Consider the following 17,539-nt stretch of genomic DNA (forward strand, 5'->3'; position numbering starts at 1 on the left):
AAAAACAGCGAAATTCAGATGTCAAACAATCAAATTTTACACTCCACCATTCTAGGAACTGGGACTCCTTTACTGATTTTACATGGGTATTTTGGAATGAGTGACAATTGGAAAACTCTAGGCAATCAATTTTCTGAAAATTTTCAAGTTCATCTGATTGATCAAAGAAATCACGGGCGAAGTTTTCACGCAGATACCTTTAATTACGAGGTTTTAGTTGCGGATGTATTTGCCTATATACAACACCATCAGCTCAAGAAAGTTCACCTTTTAGGCCATTCAATGGGAGGGAAGACTGCCATGTTGTTTGCTGTGAGACATCCTGAGTGGGTTGAAAAATTAATCGTGGCAGATATTTCGCCAAGAAAATACGAACCTCATCACAATGCCATATTAGCTGGGCTCAACGCAATTGATTTTTCCATACAGACCTCCAGAAGTTTGGTCGATGCAAAGTTGGCAGCATTGATTCCAGAAGTGGGCATCCGACAATTTTTATTGAAAAATGTTTATTGGGTTGAAAAAGGGAAATTAGCATTTCGCTTCAATTTGAAATCACTTACTGAAAACAACCCAAACATTGGAGAAGCATTGCCTTCTTCGACCTCTTTTTCGGGAGCAACCTTGTTCTTGAAAGGGGCAAAATCGGAGTATATTACTGCCAATGAAATTCCAAACATAGAAGCGCATTTTCCAAATTCGAAATTGGTTGTTATTTCTAATGCAGGTCATTGGTTACACGCAGAAAACCCAAAAGAATTCTACGCTTGTGTGCAAGATTTTTTAAGCTAAAGATTTCTTTGAGGCGCTGTCTCTGGGTTTCCTTGGAAGTTTTTTTTCCCTGAGAAAGTGGGATTCTAAATCATACAATTTTGAAGTGTCAAAACTGGTTCTAAAAAAATCCCAAACATAAAGCTTGGGATTGAAATGAATTGGAAGTCGAAAGGTTTAGAACTTTAAGGTGACCCCCACTAAAAAATTTCGAGTAGCTTGCGGGTAGTATCCTGCACCATCCACTGTGATCTTCATTCCTAGGGCAGACTATAGGTATCGTCATACGTGTAATAATAGCCTCGATCTACATATTCTTTGTTGAAAATATTGTTGATCAACGCTGAAAACATTACCGATTTAATAATGCTGTTTGGCTGAATTTCGTACACAACATTCAGGTCAGATGTAAAGAAAGAATTTAAGATATCGTTAGTGGAAATGGCGCTGCTATAATTGCTCATCATTTGTTTTCCTACATATTTGGATAAAAAGGAGATTTGGATATTTTCTTTGGGTTGATAGGTAATGATATTCCCGAGAACCATTTCAGGAGAAAAAGAAAGATCGGTATTTCCCAAAGATTGTGGAGTATCTTTTCCGTCTCGGGTAAGAAAGAAATCTCTGTTTTTATTGGAGCTCAGCGCAGCATTGGAGGAGATAGAAAATTGATCGCTCAAACGGATATCAGCATCAATTTCTAAACCCAATCGGTAACTACTTCCAGAAGTTGTTCGAATAGGAGCACCAACATCGTCGATAGCACCGGTCAAGACCAATTGATTTTTATAATTCATATAATAAATATTGGTATTTAGTTTTAGGATTTCGTTTTTTGAACGCCAACCCAATTCAAAATCATGCAGGGTTTCTGCGGTGCTTACTCCTCCTTCAAAATCATTTCTATTGGGTTCTCTGTTTGCAACAGCAAACGAGGTATAGAGTTTATTTTTTTCATTGAGAGTGTAAGTAAATCCAAATTTTGGATTGAAAAAACGAAAGTTTGCAGCTACATCAATTGGAACCCTGTCGCTGGTCAATCCTTGCGTCTGATACGTCACATAGCGCCACTGTAGATCTGCGTATGCAGAAAATGAATCTGATACGGTAAAAGTTGCTTTTGTAAATACGGAAGCGTCGGTTTTTTTGGCGTCTGAAAAATAGTAACGGTCGCTATAGTTTGCATTTGGTGCAAATTTTTCACTCCAAATGACTTCTCCAAAATGGTCTCCCGTGTAGTTGGAATAAGAGATGCCTGAAATCAAATTCAGCGAAGCTGATTTGTATTGGGTATTGAAATTGAATACATAAAAATCATTTTCTAGCCAACGTCTTACAATCACATCACTTCCTTCAAGAATTAGATTATTAAAATCGGTAGCAGTTTCTTCTTCTTTGAACTGCTCAAAAAAACCAGCTCCTTTGGTATAATTTAAGCCCAATGTGCTAGACCAGTTTTCGTTGATTTTTTCATTCCAATGCAATTGGTAATGATTTTGCTGATAATCGTCAACTTCGTTTTCGTAAGTGTACGGATTTTGTCTTCGGTCTGTTGCCAATTCATCTGCTGTGAGTCCATACCATGCTTGGTAGGTTCTTTCTTTTCCACCAAAAGTAACTCCTTTGATCAAGGTGTTTGTATCGGTATAGCTAGCTTGTAAATAATAGGATTTTAAATTTGCAGAGGCGCGATCTACATAGCCATCAGAGGCGATGTTGGAGAAGCGACCTGCAATTTCAATATGCTCATTTAATTTTCCAGTACTAAATTTCACCGTATGTTTTCGGGTATTAAATGACCCCATTGCGTTGGATATTTCTGCCGATGCTTCCTCGGAAACTGCATCTGTCAAAATATTCAAGCTGGCGCCAAAAGCACCCGATCCATTGGTAGAGGTCCCTACTCCTCGCTGCAATTGCAAGTTTTGGGTAGAAGAGGCAAAATCGCCCAAATTGACCCAAAATGTCCCATGACTTTCCGCATCGTTATACGGAATTCCGTTAATAGTTACATTAATTCGTTCTCCATTAGAGCCACGAACACTCATATAGGTATAGCCTACACCTGCACCTGCATCTGAGGAAGATACCACAGAGGGCAAGTAGTTTAAAAGTATTGGAATGTCTTGACCTAGATTTCGTTTGGCAATTTCTTTTTTTGACAAATTGGAAAAGGTAACTGGAACGTCTGTGTTTACACGTACTGCAGCAACCAATACCTCTTCTAAAACCAGGGTGTCTGGAGTTAATTGAAAAGTGACTTCTTCGTTTGTTTGAAGGGTCATTTTTTTGAATATTGAGGTGTAGCCTAAAAATGAAACTTGAAAGCTGTAGGTTCCTTTAGTCAATTGCATGGAGAAATTCCCTTTAAAATCGGTGGTAAATCCTTTGTTGATTTCTTTGACCAATAGGGTTGCAGCCGCTAATGGATTCTGGTTTTCATCAACAACTTTTCCAGTAAATTGATAGGATTGGGAGTTTGTAAGAAGACTTACAAACAAGAACAAAAAAGTGGTAATTTTTTTCATTTTAAAAAAATTTAAAACGAATAAAAAGAGGGAATTATTCTTATAATTATGATTGAATATTCTATTGTGAAGCAAAGGCTTCTTGCGAATAAAGGCGGTAAAACCTCTATCTGCGTTTTCCTAAACAGCATTACCTGTTCTAGGTTCAATGGGTATGATCTCAGCCTTTACCGAATTATGATTGCAGTTGTTAATAAGGAGTAAAAAATACTTCTTAAAACGTACAACACATAAAAAGATAATAGCACCCCTTTATGAGAACCTTGCAAAATTAGGTTGGTTTTTTTAAATGGGAAACTAAAAAGTGTTTTTTTATTCCAATTTTGGTTTTTTTCGCAATACTTTTTTAACCGAAGTTTTTTTCTTGTTTTCTACTCGTTTTCGAAGGGTAGCTTTGCTTGGTTTTGTCGGTCTTCTTTTTTTAGGACGGCTAAGTCCAGTGCGAATAACTTTTAAGAATTTTTGAATTGCAATTTCTTTATTTCTGTGTTGAGATCTGGTTTCTTCACAGACAATTATCAATACGTTTTCTTTGGTAATTTTGGAGACTAGTTTTTCAAGTAAAAGCTGTTTTTCTTCCTCAGATAAGGAAGTAGAAGTGGCTATGTGAAACTGTAATTCTATTCTAGAAGATACTTTATTGACATGCTGTCCCCCAGCACCCGAGCTTCTAGAGGCTTTAAAAAGGAGCTCCTTTAAAATCGTTTCTGCATTCATACTTGTTAGAAAATCGTTTTATACATTCATAGAATCTGAAAAAGAATGCAAATTGGTCCTTTTTGCGATAATTTTATCAATGACGCGAATGGCTTCTTTCAAACGAGTGTCTTTATTGCCCTTTAAAAGGAGGTATTTTTTGTCATGTTTTTTTAGCGCATTTTCAAAGGCTGTAAACATCTCAAATCGTTGCTCTGGTCGATCTCTCAAATCATCTTCTTCCCATGGGGTATCGATATAGGTGAGCAAGTACAAATCATATTCATTTTCTAGTGAGGCTTTATTTAGTTGTTCATCAACAAAACCGCCGTAGTACTCTTCAGAATACACTTTGGTTTCGAGCAGGTCGGTATCGCAAATAAGTACTTTGTCGGCCTTTTTCGCCAATTTATTTTCAAGACGCATCTGTCCAATGGCAATATGAATCAAATCGGAAGCTTCACACGTTTTTCGTTCGTTGTTCCATTTTTTTTGCAAGTATTCTCTTGCATATTCTGGCGTCCATACAGTATTGTAATGGCGTGCCAATTGTTTGGAAAGTGTTGTTTTTCCGGTAGATTCAGGTCCAAATAATACAACTTTGACTAAGTTGATTGGTTTTTGTATAAGTTCTTTTTCCATGCGAAATAGCCAAAAATGGCAATAAATGTGAATCCAAAATATTGAAAGCTCGTAAACGTAAACCCTTTATAAAAATATAAAGGAATCGAGATGAGGTTTCCTATAATCCAAAACAACCAGTTTTCGATTTTTCGTTTTGCCATCAACCACATTCCAACAAAGAAAATGGCAGTGGTGACTGTGTCTATATAGGCAACCCAATTGATCCATTTGTCAAAGGCCTGATATACAAAATAGACAAAAATTAAAGTGGCAATAAATATACTGATCGCGAGCTTTTTTTCTTTCGGAGTTGTTTTTGTTATTTGAGTCACATGAGTGTCATCTACTTTTCGTGTCCAAACATACCATCCATAAAGGCTCATAATGAAGTAGTATCCATTGATCATCATGTCTCCCAACAGTTCCCATTTCAGTAATAAATACACAAAAATAGCAGTGCTAATCATCCCAGTAGGAAAGACCCAAATCTTGTTTTGTTTTGAATACCAAACGGACAAGAAACCAAAGATCACAGCACAAATTTCTAAAGCGATGTCCGAAGTTGAATAGCCTTGGTACTGTGCAAAAAAGAAATCAAAAATTTCTGTCATTGATTTGAATTGAAATGCAAAAGTACTGTTTTATGTCAGTTTGGATTGTTTTTTTGATTGAAATGCGCAGTAAGTTTTTATTTTTTGTTTGGAAGGATCTCCATAGATCCACCGTAATTATCAGCAGAAATTTTTGTGCGGTAAGCATGTTCATAAAAGAATCTTTTTTTCAGAGGTAAGCACCTAGAGATGTGGTTTGTGAAATAGAGGATAGCGAACGGCTATTAGATCTGATTTTTGGAATGTGAAGCTGAAAAAGCAAAGACGCAGGTGAAGCCTTCAAATTCTAAAAATGAAATAGCATGCTGGGATACTTTCCCGTCATAACGAATTTCTCCAGTAGTTTTTGTGCTTTCAAAGAGAAAGTCTTCAATAAAAATATGATGTAAGAATAAGAGTTTTTTCTTTCCGTAAATTTTATACAAGCTCTCTTTAGCTCCCCAAACAATGGTTAGTTTTCGCACCAAAGCATCTGCATTTGCAATGGTTTTGTATTCTTCAAAAGGGGTGAACTTAGGAGCAATTTTTAAAATCTTTTCTCGTTGTTTTTCAATGTCAATTCCTACAGGGCTGATTTCAGAAATAATAATTCCGCTAAAAGTGTAAGAATGTGTGATCGAAATGAATTTCCCATCTTTTAAATGTGGTTTTCCAAATTCGTCATACATCAAATCAAAATCAGAATACCCAACTTCTTTTAAGAGGTGTCGGATACTTAAAAATCCTTTTTGATGCAGTTCGGACTTCATTGATTGCAAGCGAGTTGAACTATTTTCAGACAAAGATATTCCTTCTCTTAAATTGGAAATCGATTCTTCAATCTTCCAAATCAGGACTTTAGTTGTTTGTTGGAATATTAATGTTTTATAAAGAGCCATATTTTTTAAAATGGATGTTGTAACTTTGCACCTCGAAAATTAGAATATAAATATACAAAATTATGAGCGCAACGACAGCTTACGTACCATTCAAAGTTAAGGATATTTCCTTAGCCGACTGGGGAAGAAAAGAAATGGATTTGGCAGAAGCAGAAATGCCAGGATTGATGAGTTTAAGAGAGGAATATGGAGCAAGCCAGCCTTTGAAAGGAGCGCGAATTGCGGGTTGTTTGCATATGACCATTCAAACCGCAGTTTTAATTGAAACTTTACAAGCATTGGGAGCGGAAGTGACTTGGAGTTCTTGTAATATTTTTTCCACTCAAGATCAAGCAGCAGCTGCTATTGCAGCAACTGGAACTGCTGTTTATGCCTGTAAAGGGATGAATGAGGAAGAATTTGATTGGTGTATTGAACAAACGTTGTTTTTTGGTGAAGACAAAAAACCATTGAATATGATCTTAGATGATGGTGGAGATTTGACCAATATGGTTTTGGATCGCTATCCAGAATTGGCAGCGGGAATCAATGGATTGTCTGAAGAAACTACTACTGGAGTTCACAGATTGTATGAGCGTGTAAAAAATGGAACGTTGCCAATGCCAGCAATCAACATCAACGATTCGGTTACAAAATCGAAATTTGACAATAAATATGGTTGTAAAGAATCTGCTGTAGATGCGATTCGTAGAGCTACCGACATTATGTTGGCGGGTAAAAGAGTTGTAGTTTGTGGATATGGTGATGTTGGAAAAGGAACTGCTGCTTCTTTTAAAGGTGCAGGATCTATTGTAACTGTTACAGAAATCGATCCTATTTGTGCACTTCAAGCTGCCATGGACGGTTTTGAAGTAAAGCGTTTAGAGACCGTTGTTGCCAATGCAGATATTATTATCACCACTACTGGAAATAAAGGAATTGTTCGAGGAGAACACTTTGAAGCAATGAAAGACAAGGTCATTGTTGCCAATATTGGTCATTTTGACAATGAGATTGACGTTCCTTATTTGAATGCAAATAGTGAAAAAGTTGAAATCAAACCGCAAGTAGACAAATACAATATCAACGGAAAAGATATTATTTTATTGGCCGAAGGGCGTTTGGTCAATTTAGGTTGTGCAACTGGACACCCTAGTTTTGTGATGTCAAATTCATTTACCAACCAAACCTTGGCACAGATAGAACTTTGGAACAATGCAGCAGCCTATGGGAATGAAGTATATATGTTGCCAAAACATTTGGACGAAAAAGTAGCCTTTTTACATTTGGCAAAAATTGGTGTGGAATTGACTGTTTTGAGTAATGATCAAGCTGATTATATTGGTGTAACTCCACAAGGGCCCTTCAAACCAGAGCACTATCGTTACTAAAAGAGACTTCGTTTTTAAAAACGACTTTAATATACAGAAACCCTTGCAATTATTTGTGAGGGTTTTTTTTGGGGTTCGCTCATTGGTATCTTCTGCTTTTTTAACTTTACCAACTTATCCTAACCAACCCTCTCTATCCAAACTTCTATATTGAATTGCCTCCGCAATATGATCTGAAGAAATCTCATTCTCATTTGCTAAATCGGCAATGGTTCTGGAAACTTTTAAAATTCGATCATACGCTCTTGCGGAAAGGCTGAGTTTTTCCATTGCTGTTTTTAATAGCGACAAGCTTTCATCAGAGAGTTTGCAAAATTCTCTGATTTGTTTCACACTCATTTGCGCATTGTAATGCACACTTTCATATTCCGAAAAACGTTGGAATTGAATTTCTCTAGCTTTGGTAACTCGTTTTCTGATTTCTACCGAAGACTCTCCTTTTCGTTCTTCAGATAATTTTTCAAAAGGAACTGGAGTCACTTCAATATGAATGTCTATTCGATCCAATAAGGGGCCCGAAATTTTACTCAAATAGCGTTGCATTTCTTGAGGCGAAGAGGTCATAGGAGCGTTTGGGTCGTTAAAATACCCACTCGGACTGGGATTCATACTTGCGACCAACATAAAACTACAAGGATAGGTTACTGTAAATTTTGCTCGAGAAATGGTTACATCACGGTCTTCAAGAGGTTGGCGCATCACTTCGAGGACCTCTCTCTTAAATTCTGGCAATTCATCTAAAAACAACACTCCATTGTGTGAAAGAGAGATTTCTCCGGGCTTGGGGTATTGTCCACCACCAACAAGTGCCACGTTTGATATGGTGTGGTGCGGGCTTCGAAAAGGACGATGATACATCAAGCCTTGATCTTTTGTGTTGCCAATAACCGAATGAATTTTTGTGGTTTCCAGCGCCTCTTTCAAGGTCATGGGGGGTAATATGGAGGGCAAGCGTTTTGCCAACATGGTTTTTCCCGATCCTGGGGGGCCAATCAGAATAATGTTATGTCCACCCGCAGCGGCAATTTCCATACAACGTTTGATGGATTCTTGTCCTTTTACATCTGCAAAATCAAACTCTGGAACATCGAGGTTGTTGTAGAATTCTGCTTTTGTATCTACAAAGGTGGGTTTGATTTTTTCATCACCATTAAAATGATTGATCACTTCGATCATGTTGTGAGCTCCAAGGACTTCTAAATTATCGACAATGGCCGCTTCTTTGGCATTTTCATGAGGGACAATAAAATAGTGAAAACCCTCCTCGCGGGCTTTAATTGCCATGGGCAAAACTCCTTTGATGGGTTGTAAACTGCCGTCCAGAGAAAGTTCGCCCATGATTAGATACTGATCGATATTCTTTGATTGAATTTGACCAGAGGCAGCCAGAATTCCAATGGCCAAAGTCAGATCATAAGCAGCACCTTCTTTTCGAATATCGGCAGGTGCCATATTGATGATGATTTTCTTTCCGGGAAGCGTATAGGAATTGTTGTTTAGAGCTGCGGAAATTCGAAATGAACTTTCACTAACAGCTTTGTCCGGTAACCCCACCAAATGATATCCAATCCCTTTGTCGATATTTACTTCTACTGTAATGGTGGAGGCTTCGATGCCGAAAACGGCTGATCCGTAGACTTTTACGAGCATTTTTTTGTTTAAAGATAAAAATTTTTATTTTAAAACAAAAAAAAATCTGTTCATGGTTTTAGAATTTAAACAGTAGTTAGGGATTTTTGGTGAATAATGTAAAAGAGAGCTAAATTTTTTAACACCTGAATTTAATGTAATTTTCTAAAAAAAAAACTCCTACAATGAATTCATTGTAGGAGTTTGTATAAAAATAGGGATTAAAAATTCTTATGCAGAATTTCTACTCGCATTGATATTTCCAAAAAGGGAGCGGGTTACAATTTTTTCATAATCAGCCAACTCTTCTTCGTTTCCAGTTTCTTTTTGAAGTTCTTGAATCTTCTTTAAAGCATACTGTTGGATGGTCAATAGCGGTAATACAATATGTTCTCTAACAGCAATAGAGGCTTTTCCTTCGGGGAAATTTTCCATCAGCTCTTTTTGTCCAGATAGTTTTAATAACAATCGTTTTGTGGTGTTGTATTCTTCAAAAATCAATTTCCAAAAATCACCATAAATAGGGTCGTCAGACATGTAAGCGGTAAGTCCAAAAAAGGATTTTGTCAAGCTCATCATACTATTTTCTAGTAAGGTTTTAAAGAAGTCAGAGGCATTGTAAAACTCAATAACTTCATCAAATCGATTGGCGTCTTCGTATTTTTTAAGAGCAGATCCTACTCCAAAAAAACTAGGGACATTTTGTTTCAGCTGGCTCCAGCTTCCCACAAAAGGAATGGCTCTTAAAGCAGAGAAATCTAGTTTTTCTGAGGAAGCACGCTTGCTCGGTCTACTCCCAATATTAGTTTTTGCATAGTATTTTAAGGTACTCATTTCTTCCAAATAGGGTAAAAATTGAGGGTGATTTTTAAAATCTACATAGGTTTTATAACTAGTTGCTGCCAAATCTTCTATAATGGCTCTGTGACTATCGATCAATTGATCTTTGGTAAAGACATCGTTTTTAATTCCAGAACTCAAGAGCTGCTCTAAGTTGTATTGTGAAGAGTTTAGGGTTCCAAAATTAGAACTGATGGTTTGTCCTTGCACTGTCAGTTGTATTTCTTTACTTTCAATGGTAGGGCCTAAAGAAGCATAAAATTGATGTGTTTTTCCACCTCCTCTGGCGGGTGGGCCTCCACGGCCGTCAAAGAAAATAACTTCAATCCCAAAGGTTCTCGAAATATTTGTCAGGGCCTCTTTGGCTTTGAAAATTCCCCAGTTAGCCATTAAGTATCCACCATCTTTGGTTCCGTCAGAAAAACCTAGCATAATGGTTTGCTTGTTCTTTCTTTTGGTTAAATGTGTTCTGTAGGCTTCATTGCTATAGATTGCACGCATCACTTCTTCTGCGTTTTGTAGGTCGTCTACAGTTTCAAAAAGTGGAATGACATCCACTGTCAATCCTTTTTCAAATCCGCATAAATTCAACATTGCAAAAGTTTGCATTACATGAAGTGCTGATTGATTATTGCTAATGATATATCGATTTGCCCCGCGTTCTCCGTTTCTTTTTTGAATGGTTTTTAGGGCATAAATGGATTCGATGGTTTTTACAGACATTTCATCTGTTAAAATACTCGGATCAATAGTCCCTTTGATTCCTGATAATACCTCAACCTGTTCTTTTTCAGAAAGCGTATGATAGTTTTTTGGAAAAGTGGTGTCTCCAGCAGCCAACAAATCGGTAACGATTTGTGTAAAAGCATTGTGATGCACTCGGCTGTCTTGACGTATGTCTAAAGTTGCGAAGTGAAAACCGAAAATGCGAATTTTATTAATCACGTCGTTCAACTCTTCAATAAATAAGGATTGATGTTGATTTTTAACAATTTCGCGAGCAGTTTCTAATTCGTCCAATAATATTTTTTGAGAAAAATTAAGGGTAGAATAGCTTCGAACCACATGCTTGTAAAGTCTTTTTTCGAGGCGTGATAAAATTTCTTGCACTCCACTAAACGTGAAACGTCTTTTGAGTCGACGTACATCTTTGTAATAATTTCTCAAAATGGTTTGACGCAATCGCTCAGCTACATCTAAGGTAATTTCGGTTGTAACAAAAGGATTTCCATCTCGATCACCTCCTGGCCAAAAACCAAGATCAATGATTTGATTGTCGATGGGTTCACCATCAAAAATATTTGTTTCAATATAATTCTGAATCTTACTTACAGAATGATAAAAAACATTTTCTAAATACCAGATCAAACTTACGGCTTCATCATAAGGAGTTGGTTTCTGCTTTTTAAAGAAAGGTGTCTTCCCTAATTGAGATAACAAATCTTTTATTAATAACAAGTCGTTACGCTGAATGGCACTGTCCAAATCGGTAATGATTCCCAGCACTTCTCCTAGGTAGAATTGCGTAGGGTGTGCAGTCAATACAACACGCACTTTAAAATCTTTTAAATGTTTTTGAAGCTCCTCTTTTTTGTCTTTTGAAAAGGCGGTTTCTTTCGAGTTTCGAAGCGTTCCAATACCGTCCATATTGTTGATAATTGGAAAGGCGGCGTCCTCAATAGCATCAAACAACACGACTTGACGCTCGATGTACTGAATGAAACGAAAGAGCAGGTCTTTTTTTTCACTTTCAGAAGGATTTTCTTGGTATTTTTCGAAAAATGTATTTACAATTTCTGTAGGGTTTTTTCCTACTGCAAAACCTTTTTCGCATACATCGTGAAACAAGGGTAAAAGCACACCAGTATTGCTAATGGTGTCAAAAGGAAGGGTCATGAAAATGCTGTTGTAAATTTGATATGTAGACAGCACATTTTCATTAAATCGAGCTAATTTGGGTAATGCAGACATTTTTTATTATTTAAGTCTGAAAACTACAAAAAACAAAAAGGAAAGTCTGTGTTTTTTCGGTAATAATCTTGGGATTATTTTATTAAAACAACAAAAACTAAAGCCAATTTGAGAGAAAATGAAAATTTGAAAATTAGTTATTGTTGGAAACGTCCGGGCTGAATTCTATTTTGCACACATTGTAAGTTCCATCGTGTAGGATCGTTTTTGTAAAAAAATTCGCGGATAAATTTACTGTTTTGATAGCGCTGCATATCATCAAGATGAAAGGTTATGGGCTTAGTGGACATTTTTTTAAATTCAACAGGTCTTGGATTTAGATCGCTATGGAAACTACTCGATGTCCATTGCATTTCTAACGAAGCAAGTGTGAGTCGTTTGTTCAGTGAAGGAAAACTGTGAGTATCTTCTGCATCCGAACGAAAGGTATAAATACTCTTAGGAGCTTTTTTTTCGACTGATGGTTTTTGTTGTCCATAGAAAGAAATAGTGCAACAAGCAAGGACAATACAAAGGAATGTTCTCTTTTTCATACTCTTGGATTTTGTTGATTCGCTTTATTCCCTTCAAAAATGGTACCGAAAGTTCTTATTTTTTCATTTTTTCTAATCCATTTTGTAGCCAAGCATAATAGGAGTCTCTGTCGCTGTATTGTATCGGTGCGCTCAAAATTTCTAAATTGGAATTCAACAATACATAATAGGGTTGAGAAGCATTTTTAAAATTTACAATTTGAAAAGTCGCCCATTTGTCACCATAGGTTTTGATCTTTTTTATATTTCCATTGGCCTTCAAATAGTCAAATTGTTCGGCTACAGGTAGTTCTTTTTCATTGTCGTCTACATACAATGAAATTAAAATATAGTCTTCTTTTAAGAGGGTATAGATGTCATTTTGACTCCAAACATTTTCCTCCATTTTACGGCAGTTCACACATGCCCATCCTGTAAAGTCGAGTAAGATGGGTTTGTTTTCTTCTTTTGCCGCTGCAAGACCTTTTTCAAAATCTTTATAACAGTTGAGACCCAGAGGGCATTCGGATTCTTGTTGATAGATGCTGTAAAATTGTGGAGGTGGAAATCCGCTTAAAAGGTTGAGTTCCCATGTGGGAGTTTTCATTACTCCTGGAATCAAATACACCACAAATGCGAGGACTAAAACTCCGAATGCTGCTCTTGAAAAGGATAATTTTTTAATGGGTGCATCGTGTGGAAATTTGATTTTAGCAAAGAGATACAATGCCAATCCAGTAAAAATAACCATCCAAAGACCGATAAAGATTTCACGCTTGAAAATCCCCCAATGTCCTACCAAATCAGAATTTGATAGAAATTTAAAGGCAAATGCCAATTCTAAAAATCCTAAAATGACCTTGGTGGTGTTTAACCATCCACCCGATTTTGGCAAAGAATTTAGCCAACTCGGAAATAAGGCAAACAATGCAAAAGGCAATGCCAGAGCAAAACCAAAACCACTCATTCCAGCAGTCAATTGATTGGCAGTTTCTCCCGATGCAGAGAGGGAACCGGCTAGCAAAGAACCTAAAATAGGTCCAGTACATGAAAAAGAGATGATGGCGAGGGTGAGCGCCATAAAAAAGATTCCTGAGATCCCTCCAACTTCCGATGCCGAATCCATTTTGTTTCCCCAAGAACTAGGGAGGGTGATTTCGTAGTACCCAAAAAAGGAACCTGCAAAAAAGATCAAGATTGCAAAGAAGAAGATATTCAGCCAAATATTTGTTGAAATGGTATTCAATACATTAGGATCTAAGCCATCGATCAAGTGAAAAGGGACACTCAATAAAATATAGGTAAGCACAATAAATATCCCATATAAAATGGCATTTGCAATCCCTTTACCTTTGGATTGAGATTGTTTTGTGAAAAAGGAAACGGTTAAAGGAATCATTGGAAACACACAGGGTGTTAGCAATGCCAATAAGCCACCAACGAATCCGAGAAAAAAGATACTCAATAAACTGTTGTTTTCATCATTGGGATTGCTGTCTTTTAAAAGAGCGGTGTTCTTTAGATTGAGGTTTAATTTTTCGGTCAGTTTTTTACTTTTAGAATCGACTTCAATGACTTGTTTTTGGATTGCAGATCCATTCAAAGAAAAAGCATAGGTGTCTTCAAATTGGATACAAGCTGTTTCACATACTTGTCCAAAAAGGTTTAGTTTTACTTGTGTGATTTCTCTATTAGTAACCTCTATTCTTTGGGTGACAATGGCTTTTTTTGTGAAAATAATTTCGTCGACTTCCCAAATGGCTGAATATTTTTTCTTGGTAGCGCTTTCTCTTGCTTTGCCGAGTAGTTTGAATCCCGTTTCTCCCTCTGGAATTGAAATTACCATTGGTAATGAAGCCTCCTCAGGATTGTACTGTGAAAACACATACCAGTTATCTAAGATAGCTCCCGTAAATGTTAGGTCGTAGATGCTGTCGTTAATTTTTTCTATGGAAGTTTTCCAAACAACCGGGGTTTCTTCGGTTTGTGCATTAATACACATCGAAAAACAAAGCAAGCAAGCTAATAGTAGTTTTTTCATTGGATAGATTTTTGTCTAAAAATTGTAATTTTTGTAAGATCTCGGCACATTGGGAACATAGAATTGGAAATGTTAAAATCTCACGTTTTTTCTGTGAAGCATATTTGAATAGAATGTGGTTGATTACTAGAAGCTGCAAAACGCTGATCTTGTCTTTTGCCGATAACCCAAATGATGGTATCATCATTATTGCAAAGTAATCAGGTTTGCTCTTTTTCTAAAAGCGAATATTTTTCGTCTTTGAAATATTTACTGAGCTTCTTTTTTCCCTGCATTCCTTTCGGATAAAAAATGTCTCCATGCTTCCATTTCCGAATAATTAATGGAAAGCTTAGTGCTTCTTTTGAAACGCAAATACTGTTTATGGTATTGTTTGATTTCTCAAATATAGGTTCTATTTTTAAATGAACTGGGAACTCGATCTCAGAGGTGCTTTCTGCAATCAAATAGCTTGTAGTCTCTTCTTGATATTGAATTTTCGACAACATCAAAACCTCTCGATCTTTTGATAAAACGTGTGTTTTAGAAAATAATTGTTTTCCAGACTGCGCCGTTAATAAATTGAAAACATCATCATATTCGGTGAATTGATAGGCTTTTAAAAGCTGAAACAAATAGGCTTTTGGTGCAGAGAGCGCTAAGACTTTTTGGATGTCAATTTGAAAGGATTCCTTTCCTTCAGTAGTTTGGATTGGAATGAAAATTTTTGACTGAATTTCTTCGACTCGATCTGCGACTAATTGTTTGCTTTCTTGAAGGTTGCGTATGGTTTTAGAAAAGCCTTCCAACAAACTTGGATTGATTTCTTTTAGCACAGGAACGACCTGATGTCTGATTTTGTTTCTGAGATATTTTGTAGTTGTATTGCTTTGGTCTTCTCTCCAATCAATACTATTTTCGGTTGCAAAATTGATAATTTCTTCTCGAGAAAAAATCAATAAAGGGCGTGCAATATTCTTGTGAATTGGAGGAATTCCAGTGAATCCATCGAGTCCAGATCCTCTGGTGAGATTGATTAAAAAAGTTTCAAAATTGTCGTCAGCATGATGGGCTGTAAGTACATAGTCAAAACCATGTTCATGGACTATTTCTTGAAACCACTCATATCGAAGATTTCTTGCAGCTAGTTGTGTAGATTGCTTATTTTTAAGAGCAAATTTTTCTGTGTCAAATGATTTTGTAAAACAGTTGAAATGGTGTTTTTTTGCCAATTCTTTTACGAAGATTTCATCCAAATCACTTTCTGTAGCTCGCAATCTAAAGTTACAATGCGCTAAAGAAATGTCAAATTTTAATTTGAAAAGTAACTGAGTCAATACTACCGAGTCGACTCCACCAGAAATGGCCATCAATAATTTTGCGTCCTTTAAAAAAGGAAATTTATTGCTGATATGTTGTTGTAATTTCTGAAGCATTTTCACTTCAAAAGTACTCATTTTAAACTTGATTTTTTAGCCAAGAACGAATATGTTTTCGAATTTGTTGCTCGGGTTTAGGTAAGGGAATTGTTTTTCCAAATTGTTTACTTCGGTTGAATCTTGAAAAGGTAACTTTTACCTGTTTCCATTCTGCTGGATAGCACTCTAAAAACGCATTGAACATGTTTTGCTCATTGGGTTTTTCTTCTAGGCGCTCTGCTGTTTTTTTAAATTTTTCTTCTATGTTCTGAATCATGTCTGCAAAGATAAAGAAATTGATTTCTGCCGATGCGATCAATTGAAGATCAACAGTATCTATTTTGTGTTAGGTTTCGTTAGAATTGACCAGTACATGTTTCATGGCTTTTGCCTTTAACAAGCATTCTTCATATTCATTTTCTGGGACGGATTTTGCAGTAATAGCTCCGCCAACAGAATAGGAAATGTATTTTTTTTCTTGATCATACAAGATACTTCGAATGACCACGTTGAAGTCGAAATCATTTTCAGGTGTAAAATAGCCTACAGCTCCAGAATATAAGCCTCGTTTGGTTTCTTCTAGGGTTTCAATAATTTTCATGGCAGAAACTTTCGGAGCTCCGGTCATACTTCCCATCGGGAAGGTGCTTCGAATAATTTCAACCGGATGCATGGTGGGTTCAACTTCCGAGACCACTGTGGAAATCATTTGATGTACCTGTTTAAAGGAGTAAACCTTACAAAGTTCTTCTACGTGGACGCTACCTATTTTAGCAGTTTTTGATAAGTCATTTCTTACCAAATCGACAATCATCACATTTTCTGCTCGTTCTTTTTCGTCTCTCGACAAGTCGGAGGCAATTTTTTCGTCATCTATCGGACTTATCAGTCTTTTGGCAGTGCCTTTGATGGGTTGCGAAATTATTTTATTTCCTTCTTTTTTTAGATACCTTTCCGGCGATGCCGATAGTAAATATTGTTCATCTATTTTCAGAAAACTGGCAAAGGGGGGCGTTGAAATTTCATTCAAATGGGTATATACCTCAAAAGGATTGATGACTGCATTTTCAGCATAAAATTCTTGACAAAAATTCGCTTCGTAGATATCGCCCCTTTTGATATGGTCAATTACTTTTGCAATTTTTGAATGGTATTCATCCTTGTGAATGCGGAGTTTTATTTTGATTTCTGAAGGTGATTTTTCAAATCTAAGGGTTTCTGATTTTTGAATTTCTTGAAAATCATTTTCAATTTCATCTTCTACCATTTTTAGGTATTGAAATTCTACCAAATTATCCTTGATGAAAATCAACTTTTGTGGCTGAAAAAAATAGAGATCCGAAAAGCCCAATTCATCCAAATTATGAGAAGATAGCTCCTCTACGTCATTTTTGACATCATAAGAAATGTACCCAAAAATATAGTCTTTTGTAATGCTTTGATATTCCTTTAGCTTGTCAAAAGCCTGAAAATAATCGGTTTTTATGGATGTAAATTCATTGACAGTAAGGGCGCTATCAAACGCGGCATATTCTTGCTTATAATTGTTGGAGTCTAACCATGCAATGGTTTCAAACTGTTGAGACCAAACAAATACATGCTGTTTGAAATCATCCATTTGATCAATGGGGAAGGTGCGAATAGTTCTTTGCATCATTGAAACAAAAATAC

The 17,539-nt window shown here is 36.5% G+C and carries 13 protein-coding genes and 1 pseudogene; 2 read left to right on the forward strand and 12 right to left on the reverse strand.

From position 1 onward, the window contains the following. The first annotated feature begins 18 nt into the window (after window positions 1-18). Entirely contained in the window at window positions 19-792 is a 774-nt protein-coding gene (locus tag RRF69_RS07125) for an alpha/beta fold hydrolase (RefSeq protein ID WP_316939147.1), read from the forward strand. Between the two features lie 156 nt (window positions 793-948). Here the strand turns inward: RRF69_RS07125 and RRF69_RS07130 are convergent. The 5 genes and pseudogenes from RRF69_RS07130 to RRF69_RS07150 form a co-directional block, all read right to left on the reverse strand. After that, window positions 949-3,299, reverse strand: a pseudogene (locus RRF69_RS07130) (TonB-dependent receptor). Between the two features lie 312 nt (window positions 3,300-3,611). Further along, window positions 3,612-4,016 carry an alternative ribosome rescue aminoacyl-tRNA hydrolase ArfB gene (gene arfB, locus RRF69_RS07135; protein WP_316939148.1) on the reverse strand — a complete coding sequence of 135 codons (405 nt, stop codon included), beginning with the start codon at window positions 4,014-4,016 and terminating at the stop codon, window positions 3,612-3,614. Window positions 4,017-4,034: 18 nt separating this feature from the next. Then, window positions 4,035-4,637, reverse strand: coding sequence for an ATP-binding protein (locus RRF69_RS07140; RefSeq protein WP_316939149.1), 603 nt, complete (start codon window positions 4,635-4,637; stop codon window positions 4,035-4,037). Continuing rightward, window positions 4,601-5,230 (reverse strand): nicotinamide riboside transporter PnuC, encoded by a 630-nt coding sequence (gene pnuC, locus RRF69_RS07145; RefSeq protein WP_316939150.1) that lies wholly within the window; start codon window positions 5,228-5,230, stop codon window positions 4,601-4,603. Before pnuC ends, RRF69_RS07140 begins: the two co-directional genes overlap by 37 nt. A gap of 224 nt (window positions 5,231-5,454) precedes the next feature. Further along, complete coding sequence (locus RRF69_RS07150) at window positions 5,455-6,108, reverse strand: 4'-phosphopantetheinyl transferase family protein (RefSeq protein WP_316939151.1); 654 nt, start codon at window positions 6,106-6,108, stop codon at window positions 5,455-5,457. 62 nt (window positions 6,109-6,170) lie between these two features. On the opposite strand from RRF69_RS07150, the gene ahcY reads away from it, so the two are divergent. Then, window positions 6,171-7,478, forward strand: a complete 1,308-nt coding sequence (gene ahcY, locus RRF69_RS07155; RefSeq protein WP_316939152.1) for an adenosylhomocysteinase — start codon at window positions 6,171-6,173, stop codon at window positions 7,476-7,478. Window positions 7,479-7,592: 114 nt separating this feature from the next. Here ahcY and RRF69_RS07160 read toward each other — a convergent pair whose 3' ends face one another. The 7 genes from RRF69_RS07160 to pabB all read right to left on the reverse strand — a co-directional run bounded on the left by RRF69_RS07160 (window position 7,593) and on the right by pabB (window position 17,522). Continuing rightward, window positions 7,593-9,128 (reverse strand): YifB family Mg chelatase-like AAA ATPase, encoded by a 1,536-nt coding sequence (locus RRF69_RS07160; RefSeq protein WP_316939153.1) that lies wholly within the window; start codon window positions 9,126-9,128, stop codon window positions 7,593-7,595. Between the two features lie 210 nt (window positions 9,129-9,338). Further along, on the reverse strand, window positions 9,339-11,918 hold the full coding sequence (locus RRF69_RS07165) for a phosphoenolpyruvate carboxylase (RefSeq protein WP_316939154.1): 2,580 nt from the start codon (window positions 11,916-11,918) through the stop codon (window positions 9,339-9,341). 137 nt (window positions 11,919-12,055) lie between these two features. Next, window positions 12,056-12,451: a hypothetical protein gene (locus RRF69_RS07170; RefSeq protein ID WP_316939155.1), complete on the reverse strand. Its 396-nt coding sequence runs from the start codon at window positions 12,449-12,451 to the stop codon at window positions 12,056-12,058. A gap of 55 nt (window positions 12,452-12,506) precedes the next feature. Then, a complete protein-coding gene (locus tag RRF69_RS07175) occupies window positions 12,507-14,471 on the reverse strand; it encodes a protein-disulfide reductase DsbD family protein (RefSeq protein WP_316939156.1) in 1,965 nt (654 codons plus the stop codon). Window positions 14,472-14,671: 200 nt separating this feature from the next. Further along, window positions 14,672-15,907 carry a tRNA lysidine(34) synthetase TilS gene (gene tilS, locus RRF69_RS07180; protein ID WP_316939157.1) on the reverse strand — a complete coding sequence of 412 codons (1,236 nt, stop codon included), beginning with the start codon at window positions 15,905-15,907 and terminating at the stop codon, window positions 14,672-14,674. 1 nt (window position 15,908) lies between these two features. Next, window positions 15,909-16,187: a hypothetical protein gene (locus tag RRF69_RS07185; protein WP_316939158.1), complete on the reverse strand. Its 279-nt coding sequence runs from the start codon at window positions 16,185-16,187 to the stop codon at window positions 15,909-15,911. A gap of 27 nt (window positions 16,188-16,214) precedes the next feature. Continuing rightward, the gene (pabB, locus tag RRF69_RS07190; protein WP_316941120.1) at window positions 16,215-17,522 is read right to left on the reverse strand and encodes an aminodeoxychorismate synthase component I; all 1,308 of its coding nucleotides are present in this window, start codon (window positions 17,520-17,522) and stop codon (window positions 16,215-16,217) included. Between the last annotated feature and the right edge of the window lie 17 nt (window positions 17,523-17,539).

It is taken from the genome of Polaribacter sp. HL-MS24 (assembly GCF_032758595.1).
In the GTDB taxonomy this organism is placed as follows: Bacteria; Bacteroidota; Bacteroidia; order Flavobacteriales; family Flavobacteriaceae; genus Polaribacter.